The sequence below is a fragment of the Cognatishimia activa genome, assembly GCF_001458335.1.
In the GTDB taxonomy this organism is placed as follows: domain Bacteria; phylum Pseudomonadota; class Alphaproteobacteria; order Rhodobacterales; family Rhodobacteraceae; genus Cognatishimia; species Cognatishimia activa.
In genome coordinates, this window is the sequence record NZ_CYTO01000004.1 from 152,412 (window position 1) to 172,418 (window position 20,007).

General features: G+C 54.2%; 11 protein-coding genes and 1 pseudogene. 6 read left to right on the top strand and 6 right to left on the bottom strand.

Annotation, left to right across the window (positions count from 1 at the left end):
- Positions 1-292: 292 nt before the first annotated feature.
- The 3 genes from TA5113_RS01880 (at position 293) to TA5113_RS01890 (ending at position 5,400) form a co-directional block, all read left to right on the top strand.
- Positions 293-2,536 (top strand): M10 family metallopeptidase C-terminal domain-containing protein, encoded by a 2,244-nt coding sequence (locus tag TA5113_RS01880; RefSeq protein WP_058313532.1) that lies wholly within the window; start codon positions 293-295, stop codon positions 2,534-2,536.
- Between the two features lie 109 nt (positions 2,537-2,645).
- Positions 2,646-4,961: a calcium-binding protein gene (locus TA5113_RS01885; protein ID WP_058316589.1), complete on the top strand. Its 2,316-nt coding sequence runs from the start codon at positions 2,646-2,648 to the stop codon at positions 4,959-4,961.
- On the top strand, positions 4,939-5,400 hold the full coding sequence (locus tag TA5113_RS01890) for a calcium-binding protein (protein WP_058316590.1): 462 nt from the start codon (positions 4,939-4,941) through the stop codon (positions 5,398-5,400). Before TA5113_RS01885 ends, TA5113_RS01890 begins: the two co-directional genes overlap by 23 nt.
- An 80-nt stretch (positions 5,401-5,480) precedes the next feature.
- Here the strand turns inward: TA5113_RS01890 and TA5113_RS01895 are convergent, their stop codons facing one another.
- A complete protein-coding gene (locus TA5113_RS01895; protein ID WP_058313534.1) occupies positions 5,481-6,218 on the bottom strand; it encodes a hypothetical protein in 738 nt (245 codons plus the stop codon).
- A gap of 142 nt (positions 6,219-6,360) precedes the next feature.
- Here TA5113_RS01895 and TA5113_RS01900 point away from each other — a divergent pair, with 142 nt between their 5' ends.
- Positions 6,361-11,916, top strand: coding sequence for a glycosyltransferase (locus TA5113_RS01900; RefSeq protein WP_058313535.1), 5,556 nt, complete (start codon positions 6,361-6,363; stop codon positions 11,914-11,916).
- Here the strand turns inward: TA5113_RS01900 and TA5113_RS01905 are convergent.
- The 5 genes from TA5113_RS01905 to TA5113_RS01925 form a co-directional block, all read right to left on the bottom strand.
- Positions 11,898-13,391, bottom strand: coding sequence for a glycosyltransferase (locus TA5113_RS01905; RefSeq protein WP_058313536.1), 1,494 nt, complete (start codon positions 13,389-13,391; stop codon positions 11,898-11,900). The two genes, TA5113_RS01900 and TA5113_RS01905, sit on opposite strands and share 19 nt — an antisense overlap.
- On the bottom strand, positions 13,385-14,170 hold the full coding sequence (locus TA5113_RS01910; protein ID WP_058313537.1) for a sulfotransferase family protein: 786 nt from the start codon (positions 14,168-14,170) through the stop codon (positions 13,385-13,387). Before TA5113_RS01910 ends, TA5113_RS01905 begins: the two co-directional genes overlap by 7 nt.
- Before the next feature lie 127 nt (positions 14,171-14,297).
- Positions 14,298-15,770: a heme biosynthesis protein HemY gene (locus tag TA5113_RS01915; RefSeq protein ID WP_058313538.1), complete on the bottom strand. Its 1,473-nt coding sequence runs from the start codon at positions 15,768-15,770 to the stop codon at positions 14,298-14,300.
- A 10-nt stretch (positions 15,771-15,780) separates the two neighbouring features.
- Positions 15,781-17,103 (bottom strand): hypothetical protein, encoded by a 1,323-nt coding sequence (locus tag TA5113_RS01920; protein ID WP_131726390.1) that lies wholly within the window; start codon positions 17,101-17,103, stop codon positions 15,781-15,783.
- Between the two features lie 71 nt (positions 17,104-17,174).
- A complete protein-coding gene (locus tag TA5113_RS01925) occupies positions 17,175-17,870 on the bottom strand; it encodes a uroporphyrinogen-III synthase (protein WP_165589371.1) in 696 nt (231 codons plus the stop codon).
- Between the two features lie 68 nt (positions 17,871-17,938).
- Here TA5113_RS01925 and tsaD point away from each other — a divergent pair, with 68 nt between their 5' ends.
- A complete protein-coding gene (tsaD, locus tag TA5113_RS01930) occupies positions 17,939-19,051 on the top strand; it encodes a tRNA (adenosine(37)-N6)-threonylcarbamoyltransferase complex transferase subunit TsaD (RefSeq protein WP_058313778.1) in 1,113 nt (370 codons plus the stop codon).
- A pseudogene (locus TA5113_RS01935) lies at positions 19,048-20,007 on the top strand (NAD(P)H-dependent glycerol-3-phosphate dehydrogenase). Before tsaD ends, TA5113_RS01935 begins: the two are co-directional and overlap by 4 nt.

A 20,007-nucleotide genomic window follows, 5' to 3' on the forward strand; every position in this document is an offset into this window, starting at 1 on the left:
GGCGCACAAAAAACAGGCGCAATCCACTGACACTTGATTACATTTAAGGCGAAAATGGTGCGGTTGAGTCGTTATTGAAATAACTAAGACTCAAAATGAGAAAAGATCAGCGGTTCAAATCAATCATTCCTACACCGCACCCTAAGACACTGCCCAGAAATCAAGCAGAAGGATCTCGGGCATGTGCAAAATCTGCGCGGCAACGGCTACATTTGTTCCCGAACGGCATCCCGGGCTAGGACCTATTTCTGAGACGACAGGAAGCATAGAGAATGCACCCCTAGCCGGCGTCATGTCGCGACCCGTCTCGGGGTCTTCAAAACCGCAAGATTTCGCAACCATCATTGAGGTAGACGACGCAGTTTGGAGTCTCAGTACAGAGTACACTCTTGAAGCGGGCGACAGCTTCTTAGGGACCCTGTCGTCAGGGTCAGATCGCGATCTTGTTCGTGTAAACCTAGAAGCGGGGGTGACCTACACGATCAGCGTAGATGGCCTGAGCCTGGATGATCCGCAGCTTTATGTTTACGACGCTTCAGGTGCCCCTTTAGCTTTCAATGACGATGGCGGTGCTGGAAATGACGCTGTGATTTATCTCACCGCTCTGGAAAGCGGCGACCACTATTTGGCGGCCATCAGCCAAGATGGCTCTGCAAGCGGAACCTACGAGATGTCTATTTTCGTTGGAGACCATCCCACCCCGCCACCCGAAGCCTCTTTGGCGCAAATGGCCGGCTATTTAACGCATGGATATTGGGAAGACACCGGCCGATCTCAACGCAGTTTTGAAACGTCAGCAAACAACGAAATAACCGTCGATCTTTCTGGCCTCCAGACTGATGCCCAGCAACTTGTGCGCTGGGCCTTGGAGGCTTGGACCCAAGTGGCAGATCTACACTTTCGAGAAGTGAGCAACGGTGCACAAATCACGTTCGACGACAATGAAAGCGGCGCATTCGCCTCGACCCGGATCTCGGGCAACAGCATTATCTCAGCACATGTCAACGTGTCACAAAGCTATGTGTCAAACTATGGCGCGACCATCGATAGTTACGCGCAGCAAGTCTATGTCCACGAAATTGGGCATGCTTTGGGCTTAGGTCATTTAGGCAGTTATCGTAGCACCGGCAGTTTCGGCACCGACGAGATATATTACAACGACAGCTGGTCTGTCTCGGTCATGTCCTATTTCAGTCAGCTCGAGAACTACAGCACGGGTGCGAGTTACGGGTTGCTTCATGGCCCGATGATGGCGGACATTTTTGCAATTCAAAACCTTTATGGCGCACCAACGAATGGCCCAACTGCAGGCAATACGACTTGGGGGTCAAACACCACTTTGACAGGGGCGTCAGCCATCATTCAGGCCGCATATTTTGACGGTGAAGCCTCTCCAGATGTGGCAGGTAACCCGATCGCATTTACGATTTACGATGAGGGCGGAACCGACTTGCTCGACCTATCAAACAGTGCATTCGACAACTTCATCAGCCTTGAAAGCGGAACTTTTTCTGATGTCAACGGATACAGAAAAAACATCGCAATCTCAAATAACACGGTCCTCGAAAATCTGACTTCCGGAACAGGTAACGACACGCTGCACGGCAATACGTCAGACAACGATGTATTTGCCGGTAGCGGTCACGATCACGTCTATGGGCATAATGGTGATGACACTCTGGAAGGCGGCCTCGGCGGCGATCAGATTTGGGGAGGCAGCGGTCACGATCAGGTTTATGGCAACGAAGGCAACGACACGCTCGGAGGTCGAGACGGCGATGACGCACTATTTGGTGGCGAAGGTCGTGATCAGATTTGGGCCAATGAAGGTGATGACATCCTATGGGGTGGCGGTGACGCAGATACCCTCGGCGGCAGTGCGGGAAATGACACGCTCTATGGACAAGAAGGCGCAGATGACCTTCGAGGAAGCAACGGACAAGACAGTCTATTCGGCGGAACAGGCGATGACACACTTGACGGCAGCAGTGGTGAAGATCGTGCGTTTGGGGGTGAGGGGAACGACCTCATATTTGGCGGCTTTGGCGATGATCACGTGGCAGGCGACGAAGGCGACGACCTGCTTTGGGGCGGGCTTAACCGTGACACAGTCTTAGGAGGTTCTGGTAACGATACAATCGGAGGGGGAGATAATGACGACATGCTGTATGGAGACGCTGGCAACGACCGGATCTGGGCCAATCAGGGCCATGACACGATCCACGGCGGCAGCGGAAATGACACCATTGGCGCAGGATGGGGTGATGATGAAATCTGGGCAGGTGCAGGCGATGACCTCGTCACCGGCGGAGCAGGCTCGGACTGCTTTCATTTCTACGGAAATGACGGAACCAATGAAATTACAGACTTCGAAGATCAAGATACGATTTACATCTACAATAGCGACCTCTCATACGCTCAGCTGGACATAACACAGTCTGGTGCCAATCTAGCCATCTACTTTGAAAACACCGAGATCACGCTGACTGACACAGACTTGAGTTCTATTGAAGCGGACCAATTCGTTTTCGTCTGAGCCTTTCCGTTGGCTCAAAAGACATCAGTCGCCTCTCCGCCAAGTTTCTTCACTACGTGCGCCACGCGAAAAGCCAAGAATCAACATCATCCAACCACAGGCATCGAATATGCAACTCAATCACACACATTTCATCAGCAGTCGTGATGAGCGGCTGGACAACAACATCTCCGGACTGGAAATTGTCGATCTCCCAAGCGGCAAATATGTCGTCACGACGAGCGGCGCCGGCGGCGGCATAAGGTCTTACCGGATCGATCCATCCGATGGTCGCTTGTACGATGTCGATCAGGAATATTTCGCATCGGCGCTGAGCTTAACCGATATTTCGGGCCTCTCGGTCATGGAGGTCGATGGACAAACCTATGCTATTGCCGGGTCGTCCGATGGCTCCTTAGTCGCCTATTCGCTAGCGCCCGATGGAACGCTATCCGACGCGACCCCAATTTCAGGCATTGAAAGTGAAACGACAGACCTTTCAGCCCTTGCTTCATTCGACCTGAATGGGTCAACCGCTCTCTACATCGCGGACGCAGGCACGAGCCAGTTGAACGCATACATTTCTGAGAGCGGGACGCCTTTCGCGGTGGTGAACGCGGGCATACCAATCGTCGGTGACGCCCAGTTGCAAACTGTCGAGGTAAATGGCCAACCGTATGTTTTGCTGCTCGACCAAAGCAGCCGAGGGATACAGAGCCTTCGCATCGATACGAACTCTGGCGCACTGACACCAGTCGATAGTCTTGGCAGCGCACAGGGGGTCGGCATTCAATCGCCAAAAGCGCTACAGACGACCGCAGCCTTTGGAGAAACATGGGTCTTCGCAGGAGGCGCGGACAGCAGCTCTATAACAGTCATGCGCTTGACAGAAAGCGGAGTCCTGGAGCCTTCAGATCACATTGTTGATACTCTTCAAACCCGTTTCGGCACTTTACAGGACATTGCAGTCGCACAGTCAGGAGACCGGGTTTTCATCGTCGCAGGAGGGGGCGATGACGGGCTTTCGCTGTTTACATTGTTGCCGAACGGCCAACTCTTGCATCTCCAGAGCATCGCCCAAGAAGAGGGGCTTGGCCTGACCGATCTGCGAGAAATCAATGCGACGTTGAATGATGACCAGATTGATGTGTTCGCAACTGGTGAAGACGGTGGCATTACGCAGTTTACTTTAGAGCTTGCAGACATTGGCGCGCAATTGGTCGCAAGCGAATTCGCGGCAGATACGCTCACCGGAGGCACCGGTAACGATGTCCTGATCTCCCAAGGGGCAGACACGCGCATGACCGGCGGCGCTGGGCAGGATTGGTTTGTGGTCGGTTATGGAGCACAAGACACAATTATTACCGACTTCGACCCAGCAAGCGATTACCTCGACCTTTCTGATTTTCCAATGTTGCGATCGCCCACTCAGCTTTCTGTTGAAACCATTGGTGGCGGTATTCGGCTCACCTACCGCGACGCGACCATCACAGTTTTTTCGCATAATGGAGCGGGGCTGACGTTAGATGATCTCTTTGGCCCCAGCTTCTGGTGGCCTGACCGTTTTGCGATCACCTTGCCTGATGGACTTTATCTCGAAGGCAGCAATGAAGGCGACTCGATGATCGGCGCGTCCCGAGCCGACACACTGCACGGCGCAGACGGAAATGATACACTTTCAGGACTTCAAGGCGCTGACCATATCCGCGGTGAAGCAGATAGTGACCTCATCTTTGGTAACAACGGCAATGACCACCTAGATGGCGGCGGCGGTGACGACACCGCTTGGGGCGGTGAAGGCGACGACACTGTCATTGGCGGTGACGGCAACGATACGCTGGGCGGCTCTTTTGGCAACGACGTGCTTATGGGAGATGCCGGCGCCGACGAAATGTGGGCCGACCAGGGACAAGACAGTCTTCATGGTGGCGCGGGAAATGACACCGTTGGGGGCGGATCCGAGGACGATGTTCTCAATGGCGACGCCGGTAACGACCAAGCCTGGGGCGGAGGCGGGGACGATATTGTCCACGGTGGGTTGGGGAATGACACACTTGGCGGGCGTGAAGGCAATGACACGCTCAGCGGCGGGGCGGGCAATGATGAGATGTGGGCCAACGCCGGGGACGACTTACTGTGGGGCGGGACCGGTGGCGACGTCCTAGGGGGCAGCGACGGTGACGATACGCTTCATGGCGAAGCAGGGGACGATGATCTGCGTGCCGGAAACGATAATGACAGCCTTCTGGGAGGTGATGGCAATGACACCATGGATGGTAGCAGCGGCAACGATCGAGCCTTTGGCGGCGACGATAACGACCTAATCTACGGCGGATTTGGCGACGACTATTTAGAAGGCAACGACGGTAACGACCAGGTTTGGGGTGGCACTGGCAATGACCGAGTCTTTGGCGGCGAAGGGGATGATACGCTCGGGGGGGCATGAGGGAGATGATACGCTGGAAGGCGAAGGCGGACATGACCAGATCTGGGCGAATGCAGGAGACGACATCGTCCGCGGTGGCAACGGCAACGATTTGATCGGCGGCAGCCAAGGCAATGACAGCCTCTACGGAGAAGCGGGTAATGACACATTGCTTGGCTCCAACGGCCAAGACCAGATTTGGGCTGGTACAGGCTCTGATCAGATCACCGGTGGCGCGAATGCCGACACCTTTCATTTCTACGTAGACGAAGACAGCGCACGTATCACAGACTTTGAAGACTATGACCGCATTCATATCCATGAAACCGGCCTTTCCTACGCGCAGATTGACATCTCTCAATCCGGCGACGACGTATTCATCGCCTTCCAGGGCACAGAAATAACTTTAGAGAATATGTCCTTATCCGATATCGGCGCGGAACACTTTGTTTTTGGTTGAACCTGATCAACCAGGCATCGACCACCAAAGCACCATTTTTGAAATAACTGAATGCTGAGCCAGCACTTCGGTGACCAATGCTACAACGCTTGAAGCGCCCGCCGCGCGGCGTCAATATTTGGAACCAAAGGCAAAATTCGCGCCGAGTTCTGCCCAGTTTGCGCGCGCATTTGCGCGACCTTCTCGACCCAGCCGTCTTTCACATGGGGATCGAATTCCAGAAACTCAAAAACCGCTTCAAGCGTCGATGGCCCTTTGGAACCGCCTAAAAAGACTTGAGCAAATGACAATTCGAGAAAACTTCGCGGGTCACGCCTCGTCACATCACGCAACCAATCGCTTCTTTCTCGGCAAAGCCGAAGATGCCTTTCCGCCTCGGAAATATTGATATCACCAAGACGCCGCTCGCCAGAAACGAACGCTTCATAAGCAGTCTGGGCATCGTCCTTGCCCCAAGCGCCGGTCATCTTGGCCAGTTGCAACGACAACACCCTATCCATTTCGCACTCACGGACTAAGACGATACACCGATAATCCAGCAATCGCGCGACCGTAATAAGAGCGGAATTTATTGCGCCGGGAACAAGTTCATAGCAGTGCTTTATAGCAGGACGATTCCTAAGCGCATCCATGAGGTCGCGCTCCAATTCCGCACCATCAAACCGTTCGGACCAAGCCTGTGTTATCGCCCCAAACCTGCGTTCCGCATTAAATGGCTCATGCTGAATCGTTGGATGATCTGAAAACTCCGCCAGTAGATCGGCAAGCGCAGTGCCACCTGAGCGTTGCATTGTCCAAATGATGTAAGGGTAACTCATCGACGGCGGCCTTTAACGGCAATTTGCAAGGACCCACACACCATTCATTCAAATTCCTAACAAATCGTGCAGGTCCTCAAAGTGGTTAACCGATGATTCACCTTGGCACCGGATGTTTTGAGGCAACGGGCCCGTTGCGGCCATGAAGCGTTGGAAACCCATGACCCCTGCGATCTCGGTGATCATTCCTGTCTATAACGTCGCGGCCTATGTCGGCGATTGCATTACAAGCCTGCGGCGACAGACCTTTAGCGATTTTGAAGCGATTGTCGTGGATGATGAATCAGCTGACGCCAGCGTTCAGGCCGCGCTGGATGCGATTGGTGAAGATCGGCGCTTTCGCCTCATCGAACAAAACCATGGAGGACTTTCAGTAGCCCGCAACAAGGGGCTGAATTTAGCGCGCGGGCAACACATCTCATTCATCGACTCAGACGATATGGTCGCACCTGATTTCTTAGAAAAGCTGAAATCATCGTTAGATGTCAGCAATGCTGATTGGGTTGCATGCGCGATCCAATTCAAATTCCCAGACGGAACCGGTCGCGCGCACTCCGCGATCCACGGGGATGCGGAGCTCTTTAACCACAAAGTGCCACGCCGATATCAGTTTCGATCCAGTACTGATGTCATTCGCCACTTTCCGTCAGCCTGGAATAAGCTCTATCGCCGGACATTCATCGGTGACCTTCGGTTTGAAGAGGGCAAGCAGTTTGAAGATCATCTGTTCTTCCATCAACTGGCAGCGCGTACCGACCATATCATGCACCTGCCCGAACCTCTTTATGTGCAAACCAAAGGCCGCAGCGGGCAAATCACCGGACAAGACGACGACCGTGTGTTTGAGCAGTTAGAGGTTTTGGAATCGTTGCGCCTGGTTCTAGAAGAAAGCCCTCACGGCGATGGAAAACTTGCCTTTGAGCGCCTTGCGAGCCGTCTGGTTTTTGAACGTAGCACCGCTATCAAGAACACAACGCGACGTTTTAACTTTGCCAAAGCAAGTGCCGCATTTTTTGACGATAACAATTTAATCTTTAGCCCCGATTGGGACCCAGACATCGCCCGAAGTTGGGGCATGGAAATGGCAGGCGAATTGCCAGTCAGCATCGTTATCCCATGGAATGGTCGCGATCTTGCAGCGATGCGTTCAACCTTGCGTTCGATTGCACAGCTCCAAGGCCCACAACGAGAGGTTTTGGTTGTTTGTAAGGACGACCAAGCTGTTCGAAGATGTCGGCAAGAATTCAGTGGCATTGTAATTTTGCAAGATCGGGCAAGGCGAAAGAGCGCCGCGCGCGCATTGGGGCTGAAGAAAGCACAAGGGCAGTACGTCGTGTTTTTGAACGCCGGGGATAGCTTGGATCCGGTTACGCTGTTGCATTGGAGCGAAACAATGCTTCGCGATGATGCGGACATGGGCGTGGCCGGACACCGGAGAACAAATGACCATTCGGCGTTCAAATCGCGACGAAAACCTCCGTTCGAACCATTGGCCAAGGGTGTTGCGACGGCACTCGGCCTTGATCCATGCTTGTCTTCAAAAATCTTTCGCCGCAATGCGCTGTTGAAATGGCTCGGACCGGGGCTTCAAACATTTCCAGACGAAATCCCCATCATTTTAAACGCTGCCATCGCGCTTTCGAGTACCCATATCGAAGGGTCGCACGTGACCGTTGCGCCGTTGAAGCCACCCTCGCCAAGACACCTGTTAAGACTGTTTTTCTTTTCACGCGCAATCACCTCCAAAGTTGATAAAGGTCTGCACGCTGAACTGCCCGCGGGATGGCAGAGGCGACTCTTTGCGCGTCTTTTGAGGATCGAGATCGATCGTATTAAAGCGCGGTCAATGCCAACACGGATCGCGTGGCTCACCTTACTGGCGATAACAACATTCTTGAAAGGGTTCGCCGGCCCAATACCGAATCCCGCAGGATTTGATGTAGATTTCAGCCCTAGAAAGATGATGGTCTTTGATCCCGTCGGTGCCCTTCGCCACTTGCTAGGTCGGCCGCGGCCATTTCCCTTTGCTCAACGCCAAGCACAGCTCGACACCAAAATCCAGCAGGGTTCCCAAAACTGTCAAAATAGACGCAGCATGTACTTCCCGCTTAGCGCTCAGGCGCTGTTTCGCTGCCGGATCTCATTTGAGGCCCATGAGTACGCCAACATCAACTTTGCATCCAAAGAACAGCTGAGCATCCCCTTTCACCTGTCTTTCCGCTTCAAAGAGCAAACCTTAGTATTCAATCGCCGAAACAAGGCAGGTGTCTGGTCCCGAGAGAAACCAATCAACCTGCCACTCAAAAAATCCGGTTGCGACGTCGAGATACGCTTCAATGGAAAACATGTCTCGTGTCTGGTCGACAAAGAGAAGGTCCTGCGACGCCGTTGGTGCGCCAACAAAGCGGCGGTCTCACAAGTCGACCTACAAGGCGGTATCCGCCCGATCGCGCTTTACCCGGATTTGCAGAGCAGGACGCTTGCGCTTGATCAGAGGCTGCACCTTATTGCGGACGAGGTGCCGGCATGCAGCACAATCCAAATTAGACACTTTGTGGACCGGTTGCCTTTAGAGGTCTGCGATCCACAGGATATCGACGGGAAAAACGCTGCACATTTACCGGGGCGCCTTTGGCGAGGGCTTCGCACCAAAGAGCCGCTTCACCTGCAGGTTCTAGATGCATCTGGGCGACCTGTCGGCGCACCCCTGCTTATTTCTCGCGATGAGATGCAGCAGCGACTAGAAATGATTTTGACGGTCCCTGTCTCGGCGAGTGATTGCACTCTGGCGATTTGTATCCTTGAACACCTCTGGCATGGAGAGTTTTTCAATAAGCTGTCGCCCGCAGCTCAAACCCAAGCATTGCGTATCGCAAAGTGTTACGACCTCACTTCATTGCTGCCATTTGCAATGGAAAACATTGGGCCGCAAAGGCTGGCGAGCCCTCCGAATTCTGAACAAACCGCGATCGCAACGGCGCTCGCCCGCATCGCTGCTGCGCCCAGCGCCGTCGACCCAATCGAAGTATTAGCTCAGCTCCCGATAGCCAAATCGGCAACTGCGCATCTCTACCTCAGTCTGGTCGAGTTTTTCTGTAGCAAGGATCGGGACTTTGAGCGTTTCTTCGAATTCACCGTACAAAAAGGGATAGCCCCAGCTGTCGACCCTACGACAGCGGACAACCTTTGGGAGCTCTCGGCAAGTCTGCCATTTTATTACTTGGACCGGCGCTATGAAGACCTCTCAACGGCGCTTGGCCGGATTGCGTCAGACACTAAACATGACTGGATTGTTACCACCGCGCTCGCTTGGATCATCCGGAAGCTCATCGACGATAAAACCCTGAAATCAGAATTCCGCTTCGAATTATTGCACGGCATCCTCGGGGTTCTGGACGCAAGGCGCTTGGATTATTTTTCCCGTATTCATTGTGTCGAGCTCACCAATGCTTGCGCCACATTGATTCAAAACATCTCGCGGATCTCGCCGACACAGCGACCTGAAGTTATTCAGACTTGCTTACGAAGCTATGGCTTGTCTCGGCAGTTCTGGGCGCACGTTGACCTTCAAAACCAAAATCTGCCCGACGCAGTAAGGCATGCAGGGCAGGACTTTCGCGACATGGAACGGGCACTGACCGATCCAGCTTCCGAGAGCACTGCAGACTCAGAGTTCGCTCTAAATGCTTTTGATACCATTGGATGCGCAGATGCCAATCGGTTCCGAAGGGACCTCTTTGGGCCGACCGAGTCAGGGCTCATCTCTAAAGTGGGTACTACAGAAAACGCGGTTCTTGCGTGTCACCCAAATTCAGCACAAGCCGCACTTCGAGCCTTGGCGCATCCGCTGGGCCCTGCTGTCACAGGCGCTTTTTCTAATTTCGCCAAAGAAGGTTTTGATCAAATCACAACCAACTCGGGGGAATTGCCCGAAACCTTAGAAGGGGTTTCAGACGACGCGCACTCCTCTTTGGATGGGATTGTCGTCATATTTTCCTGTCAGAAAAACCTTAACTCACACCTTCCAGCGCTTAGAGAGAGCTGGGTCAAAGACCTAGATCGATATGGCATTCCATACATTGTCATTGTGGGTGACGGCAACGGAACCCGCGAAGGCGACACGGTTTTTCTAGACGCCCCCGACGACTATGATGGCCTGCCTGCCAAAATGCTCGCCGCCATTCGTTGGGTGCGTGACACCACAGAACACAGGTTTCTCTACAAGATCGACGACGATTGTTTTTTGAATGTCGAGCAGTTCATTAAAACATTCCGAGGCCGGGACTTTGACTACGTGGGTCGCCCGTTGCGGCGAGAACCCGGCGACACCGACCGTGCTTGGCACCAAATAAAATCTTCCTCTGATCGTGGCCGATTTGAATTTGATAAATCGGTTGAGCCTTCCGTCTATGCCGATGGTGGTTCCGGCTATGCCCTCAGCCGCCGCGCCATGACCGCCGCCCTCGACGTGGCGGACAGCCCCGATGGGCTAAAATTGCTCCAAATCTCGTTTATGGAGGACAAACTCTTGGGAGATTTGCTTGCATTGCAGGGGATCGAGCTGCAATCGAGCGGCTATCACTCAGCCATCTATCGGCGCATGACCGCTCAGGGCAAACCTGTCGCCCATTGGCACAATAACTTTACACCCAGCAAGACTGCGCCTGTGCTACAGGTCCATTTGGACAGCCATGAGCCCCTCCCACAACTGATGGTTCAAAAGGAAAAGCACGGGCTTAGGCCGAAAAAAATCTGGCCAAGCTACCAAAACGCGCAGCTTGGTTATCAAAGCAATGCGCTAGAGATGGTCTCGTCAAAAAACAGTGCCAAGCGCGCGCGGGATTCCGAAGTCGCGGTCGTGTCCTGCATGCGAAACGAGATGTTTATGTTGCCGCATTTTATGCGGCATTACCGCGGCCTCGGCGTAGACAGTTTTCTGATTGCGGACAACAATTCCGACGATGGCACGTTGGAATACTTGCTTGAGCAAGACGATGTGACAGCATTCACCGTGGACACCGACTACAACCATTCTCACTACGGGGTGGCCTGGCAGCAAGCCATGATATCTGCCTTCCGGGTTGGGAAATGGTCACTGGTGGCGGATACGGATGAGTTATTTTTTTGGCAGAAAGAACGCGACCAATGCTTGCCAGGTTTACTTAAGACAAGCGCATTCGCCGAGGCCGAAGCCATGCGCATTTTCATGTTAGACATGTACCCCAAATACGCCCTGTCAGAGACGCATTTTGCTTCCGGCAGCCCCTTTGACGAAGCCCGCTATTGCGACGCCCACCCGTTCTTAACCAATTGGCCAGGCCGGGGTGTATTTTCTGATCAGACCACTTGGACCAGCGCGGTAAGGCACCGCCTGATTCCGAATACGAGACCCGACTTGTTCGTAGCACAGAAGATTGCATTGCTGCGCTACCAACCTTGGATGCGGCTTTCAGCAGGGTTGCACTTTGTTGGCGACGCAAAGCTCGCGACCACCGAGGCTTTTTTCGGCCATTTCAAATACCATGCAGATTTTCGACGCAAAGCCGCAGCCGAGGCAGCACGCAAACAACATTTCAACTCTGCTGAAGAATACGAAAATTACCGTGCGCTCATCTCGGAAGGACGGGACCAGGTTTACGAGCCGGACCTGTCGGTTCACTGGACGGACTGCCGATTTGTTCAGGAGCGTTTGACATAAGCTGTGCCTCTGACCGCGTGAGAGTCCGAAGTGTAATATCTCAGGAGCTCCGCTATATGAACGCCCATCGTCGGAGACTGCATCACGCTGTCCCGATAAGACTTAAGTCCAACTTCGCCCCGCACTATTGCGGTTAAACGTTCCGCAAAACCGTCATGGCAGCCCGCTTCAAAAACCAACTCGGGGCGGCGACACAATTCTTTTGCGCCGCCTAAATGCGATGTCAGTAAAGGAATGCCACGCGCGTGCATTTCAATCGCGGTTTGGGGCAAATTATCGCGCCAGAGTACCGGTACAATTCCCAAATGAACGCCCTGCAAAATACTGTCTAATTGGCCATGACGGTAGCCATCCCAATGCTTTAGGCTCGCCAGGTCGCACTGCAACATTTTCAGTCGCTTCGCTGTCGTTTGATCCGAAATGCGCGCTGCAATCACCACGCGCAGGCGGGCCTTTAAGGCTTTAGGCAACCGCTCCAGAGCGTCCATGAGAAAAAAGAAACCTTTGTCCCGACGCATATAGCCTAAATAAGCGATGGTCAGCGTCCCATCGGCATCCGAAGGCTTGCGGGCGAATCCGGGTGTCTCAATTCCGTCAGCCGCCTTGGTGCCAATATAAGACGTCGCCGCAATTTGCGGTGAAATACCAAAACTTACCGCGCGCCGCCGCACAGACTCTGAAACACACAAGACCCAATCGCAGTTCTCATTGATGAAACGCACAATTCGCCCTGCCCGACCGGCAAATTGCGTGGCAGCTCTGTCTCGGCTTTGAAGGGAAGAACGCGCGCGCGCGTTCCATAGCCTCAAACGTCCAAACAACCGTGCAGCCCGAACGGTCCACCGTGCGATACGACCTGTATCAGACAGGTCGATCAAATTCGTTCTCTCATGAATCGCGTATCCCGCCCTTCGCGTGGTCGGGCTCACCACCTTCGAAACACAATCAACACAGCGGCGACCATCACTCGGGCCAGAGCACGTCTCTGCCTCATTGCGCCACAAATTCACCTGAGCGCAAAAAGGGTAATAGTTATGCAGCGAGAAGATGACTTTGGTCTCGGGAAAGTTCTGTTTCAAGCTCAGTACAGATGCTGGCAACCCTTCTAGGTTATTAAAATGCACAACATCATAGGGTCCGGTCTTCTTCAGAAAATCAAAGAAACACTCTCGCGTCTGGTCCTCGTCCACCTGAGCAGGAGCGCCGAAGTCCGCATGAGCCGGAGCCAAAACCCCTGAATTTACAATGCGATATCGACGAACAGAGGTTGGTCCCTGCCACCGATGACACAGTTCCCATCGTGGCGGCTTATTCGGAGTGAGGTCATAAGAGGTCCCCGAACACAGGCTGTGCACTTCCACCTCTTCCCAGTCCTGAAATGCTTTGATCAAGTTCCGCTGATAAACCGTCACCCCGCCGCCTGATCCAGCAGGGTCGAATGCGTCCGCCCAGTTGTAAAGTAGGACTTTCAACATCCCATCAATTCAGGCTTTAGCCAGTCCCCGCGCCCAATTTCGGTAAAGTAGTATTTGATTGGTTTTGGGTCTTCGAAACGGTCTAGGACATCCACCGGTCCTTGCCTGCGCAAAGGACTGGCCATAGGCGCGAATGGATCAACGTTTAAAAAAGCACACAACTGCGCTTGTAGCGCGGGTGAAAACAGGTCCTTGTACTCAAGTGACAGCCGCGCGTGGGGTAAGGTTTTTAACCACTGCGCAAACAGAAAATCTTGGGCGGCATTCTCATGCCACCTCCGACTGATGTCACGGGGTGAAGTCGCGATTTTTGTCACAGCCTTTGGCTTGAACCTAAGACGCGCCCAGTCCTTCGTCTTTTCTGCCAGGATCATAGAAGCCGCTTGTGCCAAGCGGTTATCACGCCAAATATGGATGATCTTTAGATCCGGGTGCGCCGCAGCATATTTTAGTGCCTCTAGATTGTGGCCCAACATCAACTTAAAGCCCTGATGGGTGACCTCAGGTTCCGCGACGTTTTCAAAAAACCTGTCCAAGTACGCGGTGGGCGCCCGATCCCGATTCAGGATGGTTTCATGGCGATCGTCCCGTCCCGATGGGGCCACAACTGCATAAGGGTTGAACTCTTCGCCACTGCAATAAATCTGTGGATGCGAGTGCAAGAAGGTAGACAGATAAGTCGTTCCACTACGGGGCAAACCAATAATGACAAAGCCTTTTGGCAAAGCAGAAAACCCGACGATCTCTTCGGGCTGATTGATTGTCGCTAAGATTTTCAAAGCGGCTGGGTCCCGGTCAAATAAACGAGCCTCAGCCTAAATTCGAAATTGCTAGGATTTAGTTAAATTTTGCAGTTTCATTATCAGCCCACCGCACCAACAAGATCGTGCATGCGAGCAAGGATTACTATTTAGATGCTTCGTCAGTCACCAGATCCTCAGAATTCTCCGCATCTGGTTTCGGTGTCACATCGACCTGTACATCGTCATCTTCGTGGTTTTCCAGCGCGCCAACGATCAGAGGGAGCATCTCGGCACCGGTTGCACTGGTACCCTCCGATGCCGGAGGTGTTTTCCAACTGAGCACATCAAAGCCTTGGCAATTCTCACATACAGGCGCCCATTCCGGAAGGATCACCTGGCATGCATCACAAACCCATTGCGGACCACGAGAGGCGGTGAGCGCTTTGGCCAGCCAACCTTTCACCACCGCATCATCAGCACCTTCACCCCGTTCAATCGCCGCCATGATGGTCAGGTTGCGTGCGGTCGGGTCAGTTTCATAAAGATCGCCCAGCGCACGGCGGGCAGCAGGGAAATCTTCGGCGGCAATATGAAGCTCGGCCAAAGCCATTTTGGATTCTGCATGGCTCGGAGTCGACTTCACCAAAGCACTGAACCGCTTGATCCGAGCTGCGGATGTTTCGTTAGGCTCAATCTCAGCAAATGCTGCCGCCAAATCTGGGTGCGGTTGCGCATCCCATGCTTTTTTGATCACTCTCGTCGCGTATTTCGGCTTGCCGTCCTCGACATAGCTTTTTGCCGCCAAGACCGCAGCAGGGATAAGATCCGGCGACAAGCGGTTGGCTTCAATCGCAGCTTCGCGCATGTCGATGCTTGAGTCTTCATCGACCAAAACCTTCGCTTCAGACAACGCCAGAACCGCATCGCGGCGGCGATGCACATCGCGCGGCAAACCACCGTGTTTCAGCTTGGTTTTCAGAGTCGCGCGTGCGCCGCTCCAGTCCTTTTGTGTGGCTTGCAGTCGCAACAGAGTATCTTGGGTTTCGACATGGCGCGGCTTTAGGGCAAACGCTGTTTCCGCCAGTTTAAGAGCGACATCTGTCTTACCCGCATCAAGCTTTTGTTTCATCAATCCACGAACGCCAACAAACCGCGTGGTGTCATCTTCCAAAAGCCGTTTGTAGACCTCTTCAGCCTTCCGGCGATCACCAGAGACTTCTGCCGCTTGCGCGGTGATCAGATTGGTCAGTTCAGGCTTTTTCAGCAACCGCTCAGCCCGACGCGCCTTGTCCATTGCCACGCGGCCTTCACCAGACGCCAAGGCCATCATGCCTTCGGTCAGCGCTTGATAACCGCGACGTTCGCGGTTGCGGTCAAAGTAACGAGAAATCGCGGTTTCATCGCCATTGAGGAATTTCAAAACCGCCACTGTCAGGGACGCCAACTTCAGCAAAATCCAGAGCCCGACAACCAAAACCACAAGCGCAATGGCAGACATCAATGGGGTCAGCGTGTACTCGACCCCGCCCGTTTCGATGCGAATGCCACCGTCACTTTCCATGAGATAGCCAGCGCCCAAGGTAAGGCCTGCGATGGCAGCGACAAAAACAACGATTTTTGTAAGAGACCAGAGCATATGCAGACCTTTAATTCGATTTCAATTGTTCAGAGAGGGCGTCAGCGGCGGCGAAAGCGGCCTGACGGGATTGCGCGGCGGCAATCCATCCCTCAAACGCAGCTTTGGCACCGTCCGGCAAGGCGTCCAACTCGACGAGTGTTTCGCCGACACGCCCGGCACGAAGCGCATCTTCCGCCCGGCTTAGAATTGCGTCGGCACTGTTGCCTTCCTGCGGCGTAACGGATCGCGCGCCGAGTTGCGCCTTGAAGAAGGACGTCAGCTTATTGCCTTCAATCTCACCGCCTTCGCTTTGGCGCGCAGCGGCCAGAGCAGCACGCGCTGCGGAAGGGAAGTCATCCTGAAGCGTTGCCAGAGAAACAACACCGGTATCCGCAAACGCCTCAAGATCACCAGGTGATCCACCGGTCGCCGCGGCAAGATCGGTCAACGCGACTCGGTAAGGTGTGCCTGCGTCCAGTGCGGATTGCACCCGAGACAGGGCAGCCCGGGCCAGTGCTTGCTGGGCTGTGAGCTGTGCATTCTCTTCCATCGAGGCCGCTTCGGCGCGTTGCGATGCAACGGCTGCTTTCAGTTCTTCCACTTCGCGCTCATAGGCTTCAATGGCTGCAGAGGGCAGGCTTTGGGTGATTGGCTTTTTCTCAATCACCGTGATGCGACCGTCCAATGTCGCCAAAGCGCCCGCTACATCGTCGATACGACCGTTGGCTTCGGTCATGGATTGGCCCAGGCCATCAATTCCCGAATTGGTAGTTGCAATGGCACCTTGCGAGGCTTCTGCCATCGAACGGATCTCGGCCTGCTGCGTCAAAAGCTGTTCAATCTGCTCAGATTGGGTTTGCACAAGGCTTTCCAATTGCATCAAAGCCTCGTCTTTGTCGCCAGACAGAGGACCAACATATTGCGAAAGACCAAATCCAAGGGCCGCGGCAACAACACCACCAAGAGCGACCGGAACGAATCCTGTTTTCTTAACCGGCGCTTGCGCTGCGGTCGGGGTTGGCTCTGTGGCTTCTAGTTTTTCAGCAGCGGGAGTATCTTCAGCGTCCGCTTTGGATTCTTCTTTGACTTCTTCCGTTTCAGCGCTGTCTTTAGTGACGGTCTCTTCAATCACTTCAGCTTCCGAGGTTTCGGAGCTTTCAACCGGCTCTTCTTCGCTGTCGACAACTTCTACAGTCTCTTCCGCGTCAGCAGAAACCTCTTCAATGATTTCAGCGTCGACCACATCTTCCGCAATCTTTGCTTCAACCGTTTTCTGGTCGGTCACGGCGCCCTGAGACTCCGGGGCGTTGCCCTCTGCTTTTGAGGTTTTGGATGTTTTAGCCTTAGCCACTGGTTCCCGCCCTTTCGAATCCATTGGTTCTTAATAACAATCTATGCACCCCGCCCTACAGCTACAATGCGTCACGCTGACGAGACGAGCGAAAGAACGCTCTTGCACATTGCTTCAGCAGTCGGCGCTTTGGCGACATGAATTTCGCCGAGTTCAATACCTTCAAGCTCCGCAGCGACCGCTTCACTCATCGCAACCACGCAAAGCGGCGGTGTAAACGGGCCCTGTAAAGCAATCAAAGCTGCACTTCGCGGTGAGAACAAGGGGACAAGGAGCGGAGAATTCCCTGAAAGAACGCCCTTTGCTGCCTTGGTCAAATCCAAGGCGACTTGCTGATAGACAACGACATCTCGTGCAGGAATGCCTTGATCATTCAACCGATCGACCAATGCACCGCGGCTGTGTTCGCCGCGAAGATGCACGATCTCTGTTTTCGGCGCGGCATCCGCAATGAGCTCAAAAAGCTGATCAACGTCCCCGTTGGCAGAGCGAGCGCGCCATCCCAAGCCATTTGCTTTCTCAGCAGTTTTATCGCCGACACACCAAGCAATTCTTGGTTGAGGCGTAACAAAATCCAGCGCGTTGCGGCTAGTAAAAGCAACCTGCGCATCACGTGAGAGAGCAACTTCCACGCCAGTCGATCGCACATCTATCAACGGAGAGATCACGATCTCCCCATCAAAACCACCTGCTCGCAAAGCTTCCGCAAACTCCTTTGATTGCGCCTCAGGACGCGTCAATAGAATGGTCGGTTTGGGCTTTGGCATGAGCAGACCCATTGTTTACAGCGCCTTACGGTGTTACCTGCCGGGGGGAAGGCGTGCAATGGTTGGCGATGGATAACGTGCCGGAACAGGACAATATCACAATTCTTGGTTTGGAAAGCAGCTGTGACGATACAGCAGCAGCCGTTCTGCGCCAAACTGGCGATGGACCGGCTGAAATTTTGGCGTCGATTGTCAAAGGCCAAAATGATCTGCACGCGGCATTCGGTGGCGTTGTCCCTGAAATCGCCGCCCGCGCCCATGCAGAAAAGCTGGATATTTGCGTCGAGGACGCTCTGAAGGAAAGCGGTATCGCGCTTTCCGACATTGATGCCATCGCCGTTACGGCAGGGCCCGGTCTCATTGGCGGGGTTATGTCTGGGGTGATGTGCGCCAAGGGACTCGCTGCTGGGCTTGGCGTACCTCTTATCGGAGTGAACCACCTCGCCGGACATGCTCTGACGACTCGTCTCACCGATCAAGTTGCTTACCCATATCTGATGCTGTTGGTCAGTGGCGGCCATTGCCAATTCCTGATTGTGCGCGGATCTGATGACTTCACGCGCCTGGGCGGCACGATTGACGACGCCCCTGGCGAGGCGTTCGACAAAACCGCCAGGCTTTTGGGTTTGCCACAACCCGGCGGTCCCTCCGTTGAAAAGGCTGCCAAATCCGGCGACCCCAAACGCTTTACATTCCCACGTCCGCTTATGGACCGGCCGGGGTGCGACCTTAGTTTCTCAGGGCTAAAGACCGCACTTCTTCGAGCGCGAGACGCACTGGTCAGCGAACAAGGTGGCCTGAGCGAGCAGGACCGCAATGATCTTTGCGCCTCATTCCAAGCCGCGGTCGTCGATGTGCTTGGCAAAAAAACCGCGCGCGCCATAGTCTCGTACCTTGAGGAGGCCCCCGCGGTTCCCTTGCTCGCGGTCGCTGGCGGCGTGGCCGCAAATTCTGCCATTCGGGCCAATTTAGAGTCTGTTTGCGCCTCAAACGGTCTCGCCTTCACTGCGCCACCTCTATCGCTTTGCACCGACAATGCGGCCATGATCGCATACGCAGGAATTGAGCGTTACAAAGCGGGTCAACGGGATGATATGCGCCTTGCCGCAAGGCCACGCTGGCCACTGGACAAGACTGCGCCTGCCCTACTCGGAAGCGGCAAAAAGGGAGCCAAAGCATGAGCGTCAGCGTTTTAGGCGCCGGAGCATTCGGCACGTCGCTTGCGATCTCCCTAGGCCTCGGCGGCGTTCCAGTGACTTTGTGGTCACGCGATCCGTCGCAGGCAAAAGCCATGCAAGAAAGCCGCGAAAACGCGCTTCGATTGCCCAGCGCGAAGCTCCCAGATGCGGTTAAAGTCACTTCTGATTTGAATGAACTGCAGGGCGACGTTGTCCTCTTAGCGGTGCCAATGCAAAAACTGCGCGCCGCCTTGGAAGCCGCCCCGATGCTTGACGGCAAAACCCTTGTGGCCTGTTGCAAGGGGATCGAACTCACCTCCGGGCAAGGCCCGATCGAGATCATCCAGTCCGTTGCAGCAAACGCAACGCCAGCGATCCTGACCGGCCCAAGTTTTGCAGCGGACATCGCGAAAGGCCTGCCCACGGCATTGACCTTGGCCTGCGAAGATGAACACGCGCTTCAGTCGCTGCAAGCCCTGCTCATGACCCCAAACCTGCGCATTTATCGCAGCACAGACACGGTTGGCGCTTCCATCGGCGGAGCTTTGAAGAACGTCATGGCCATCGCTTGTGGTGCAGCCATGGGTGCAGGACTTGGCGAAAGTGCACGCGCTTCGCTCATCACACGCGGCTTTGCCGAAATGAACCGCATGGCCACGGCAATGGGTGCACAGGCTGACACATTGGCGGGTCTCTCTGGTTTTGGGGGCCTAATCTTGACCTGCACTTCAGAGCAGTCTCGAAACTATAGCTACGGCCTTTCTCTTTGACGCGCTGAGACTTTTTACGCAAACATCACGGTAGAAGGCGCAGCCACAGCGCGCGCTACTTTGGCCCGGGCTGAAGCTCTTAAAATCGATATGCCCATCACCCAGGCGGTGGTGGCTTTGCTTGACCAGAAACTCAACGTGCGCGAGGCTATGTCGCAATTGCTCGCGCGACCACCAAAAAAGGAATAA

Excerpts from the sequence above, each read along its gene's own strand:
- TA5113_RS01880 (WP_058313532.1), top strand. The coding sequence starts at position 293 with ATGTCGCGACCCGTCTCGGGGTCTTCAAAACCGCAAGATTTCGCAACC.
- TA5113_RS01885 (WP_058316589.1), top strand. The coding sequence starts at position 2,646 with ATGCAACTCAATCACACACATTTCATCAGCAGTCGTGATGAGCGGCTG.
- TA5113_RS01890 (WP_058316590.1), top strand. The coding sequence starts at position 4,939 with ATGATACGCTCGGGGGGGCATGAGGGAGATGATACGCTGGAAGGCGAA.
- TA5113_RS01895 (WP_058313534.1), bottom strand. The coding sequence starts at position 6,218 with ATGAGTTACCCTTACATCATTTGGACAATGCAACGCTCAGGTGGCACT.
- TA5113_RS01900 (WP_058313535.1), top strand. The coding sequence starts at position 6,361 with ATGAAGCGTTGGAAACCCATGACCCCTGCGATCTCGGTGATCATTCCT.
- TA5113_RS01905 (WP_058313536.1), bottom strand. The coding sequence starts at position 13,391 with ATGTTGAAAGTCCTACTTTACAACTGGGCGGACGCATTCGACCCTGCT.
- TA5113_RS01915 (WP_058313538.1), bottom strand. The coding sequence starts at position 15,770 with ATGCTCTGGTCTCTTACAAAAATCGTTGTTTTTGTCGCTGCCATCGCA.
- TA5113_RS01925 (WP_165589371.1), bottom strand. The coding sequence starts at position 17,870 with ATGCCAAAGCCCAAACCGACCATTCTATTGACGCGTCCTGAGGCGCAA.
- tsaD (WP_058313778.1), top strand. The coding sequence starts at position 17,939 with ATGGATAACGTGCCGGAACAGGACAATATCACAATTCTTGGTTTGGAA.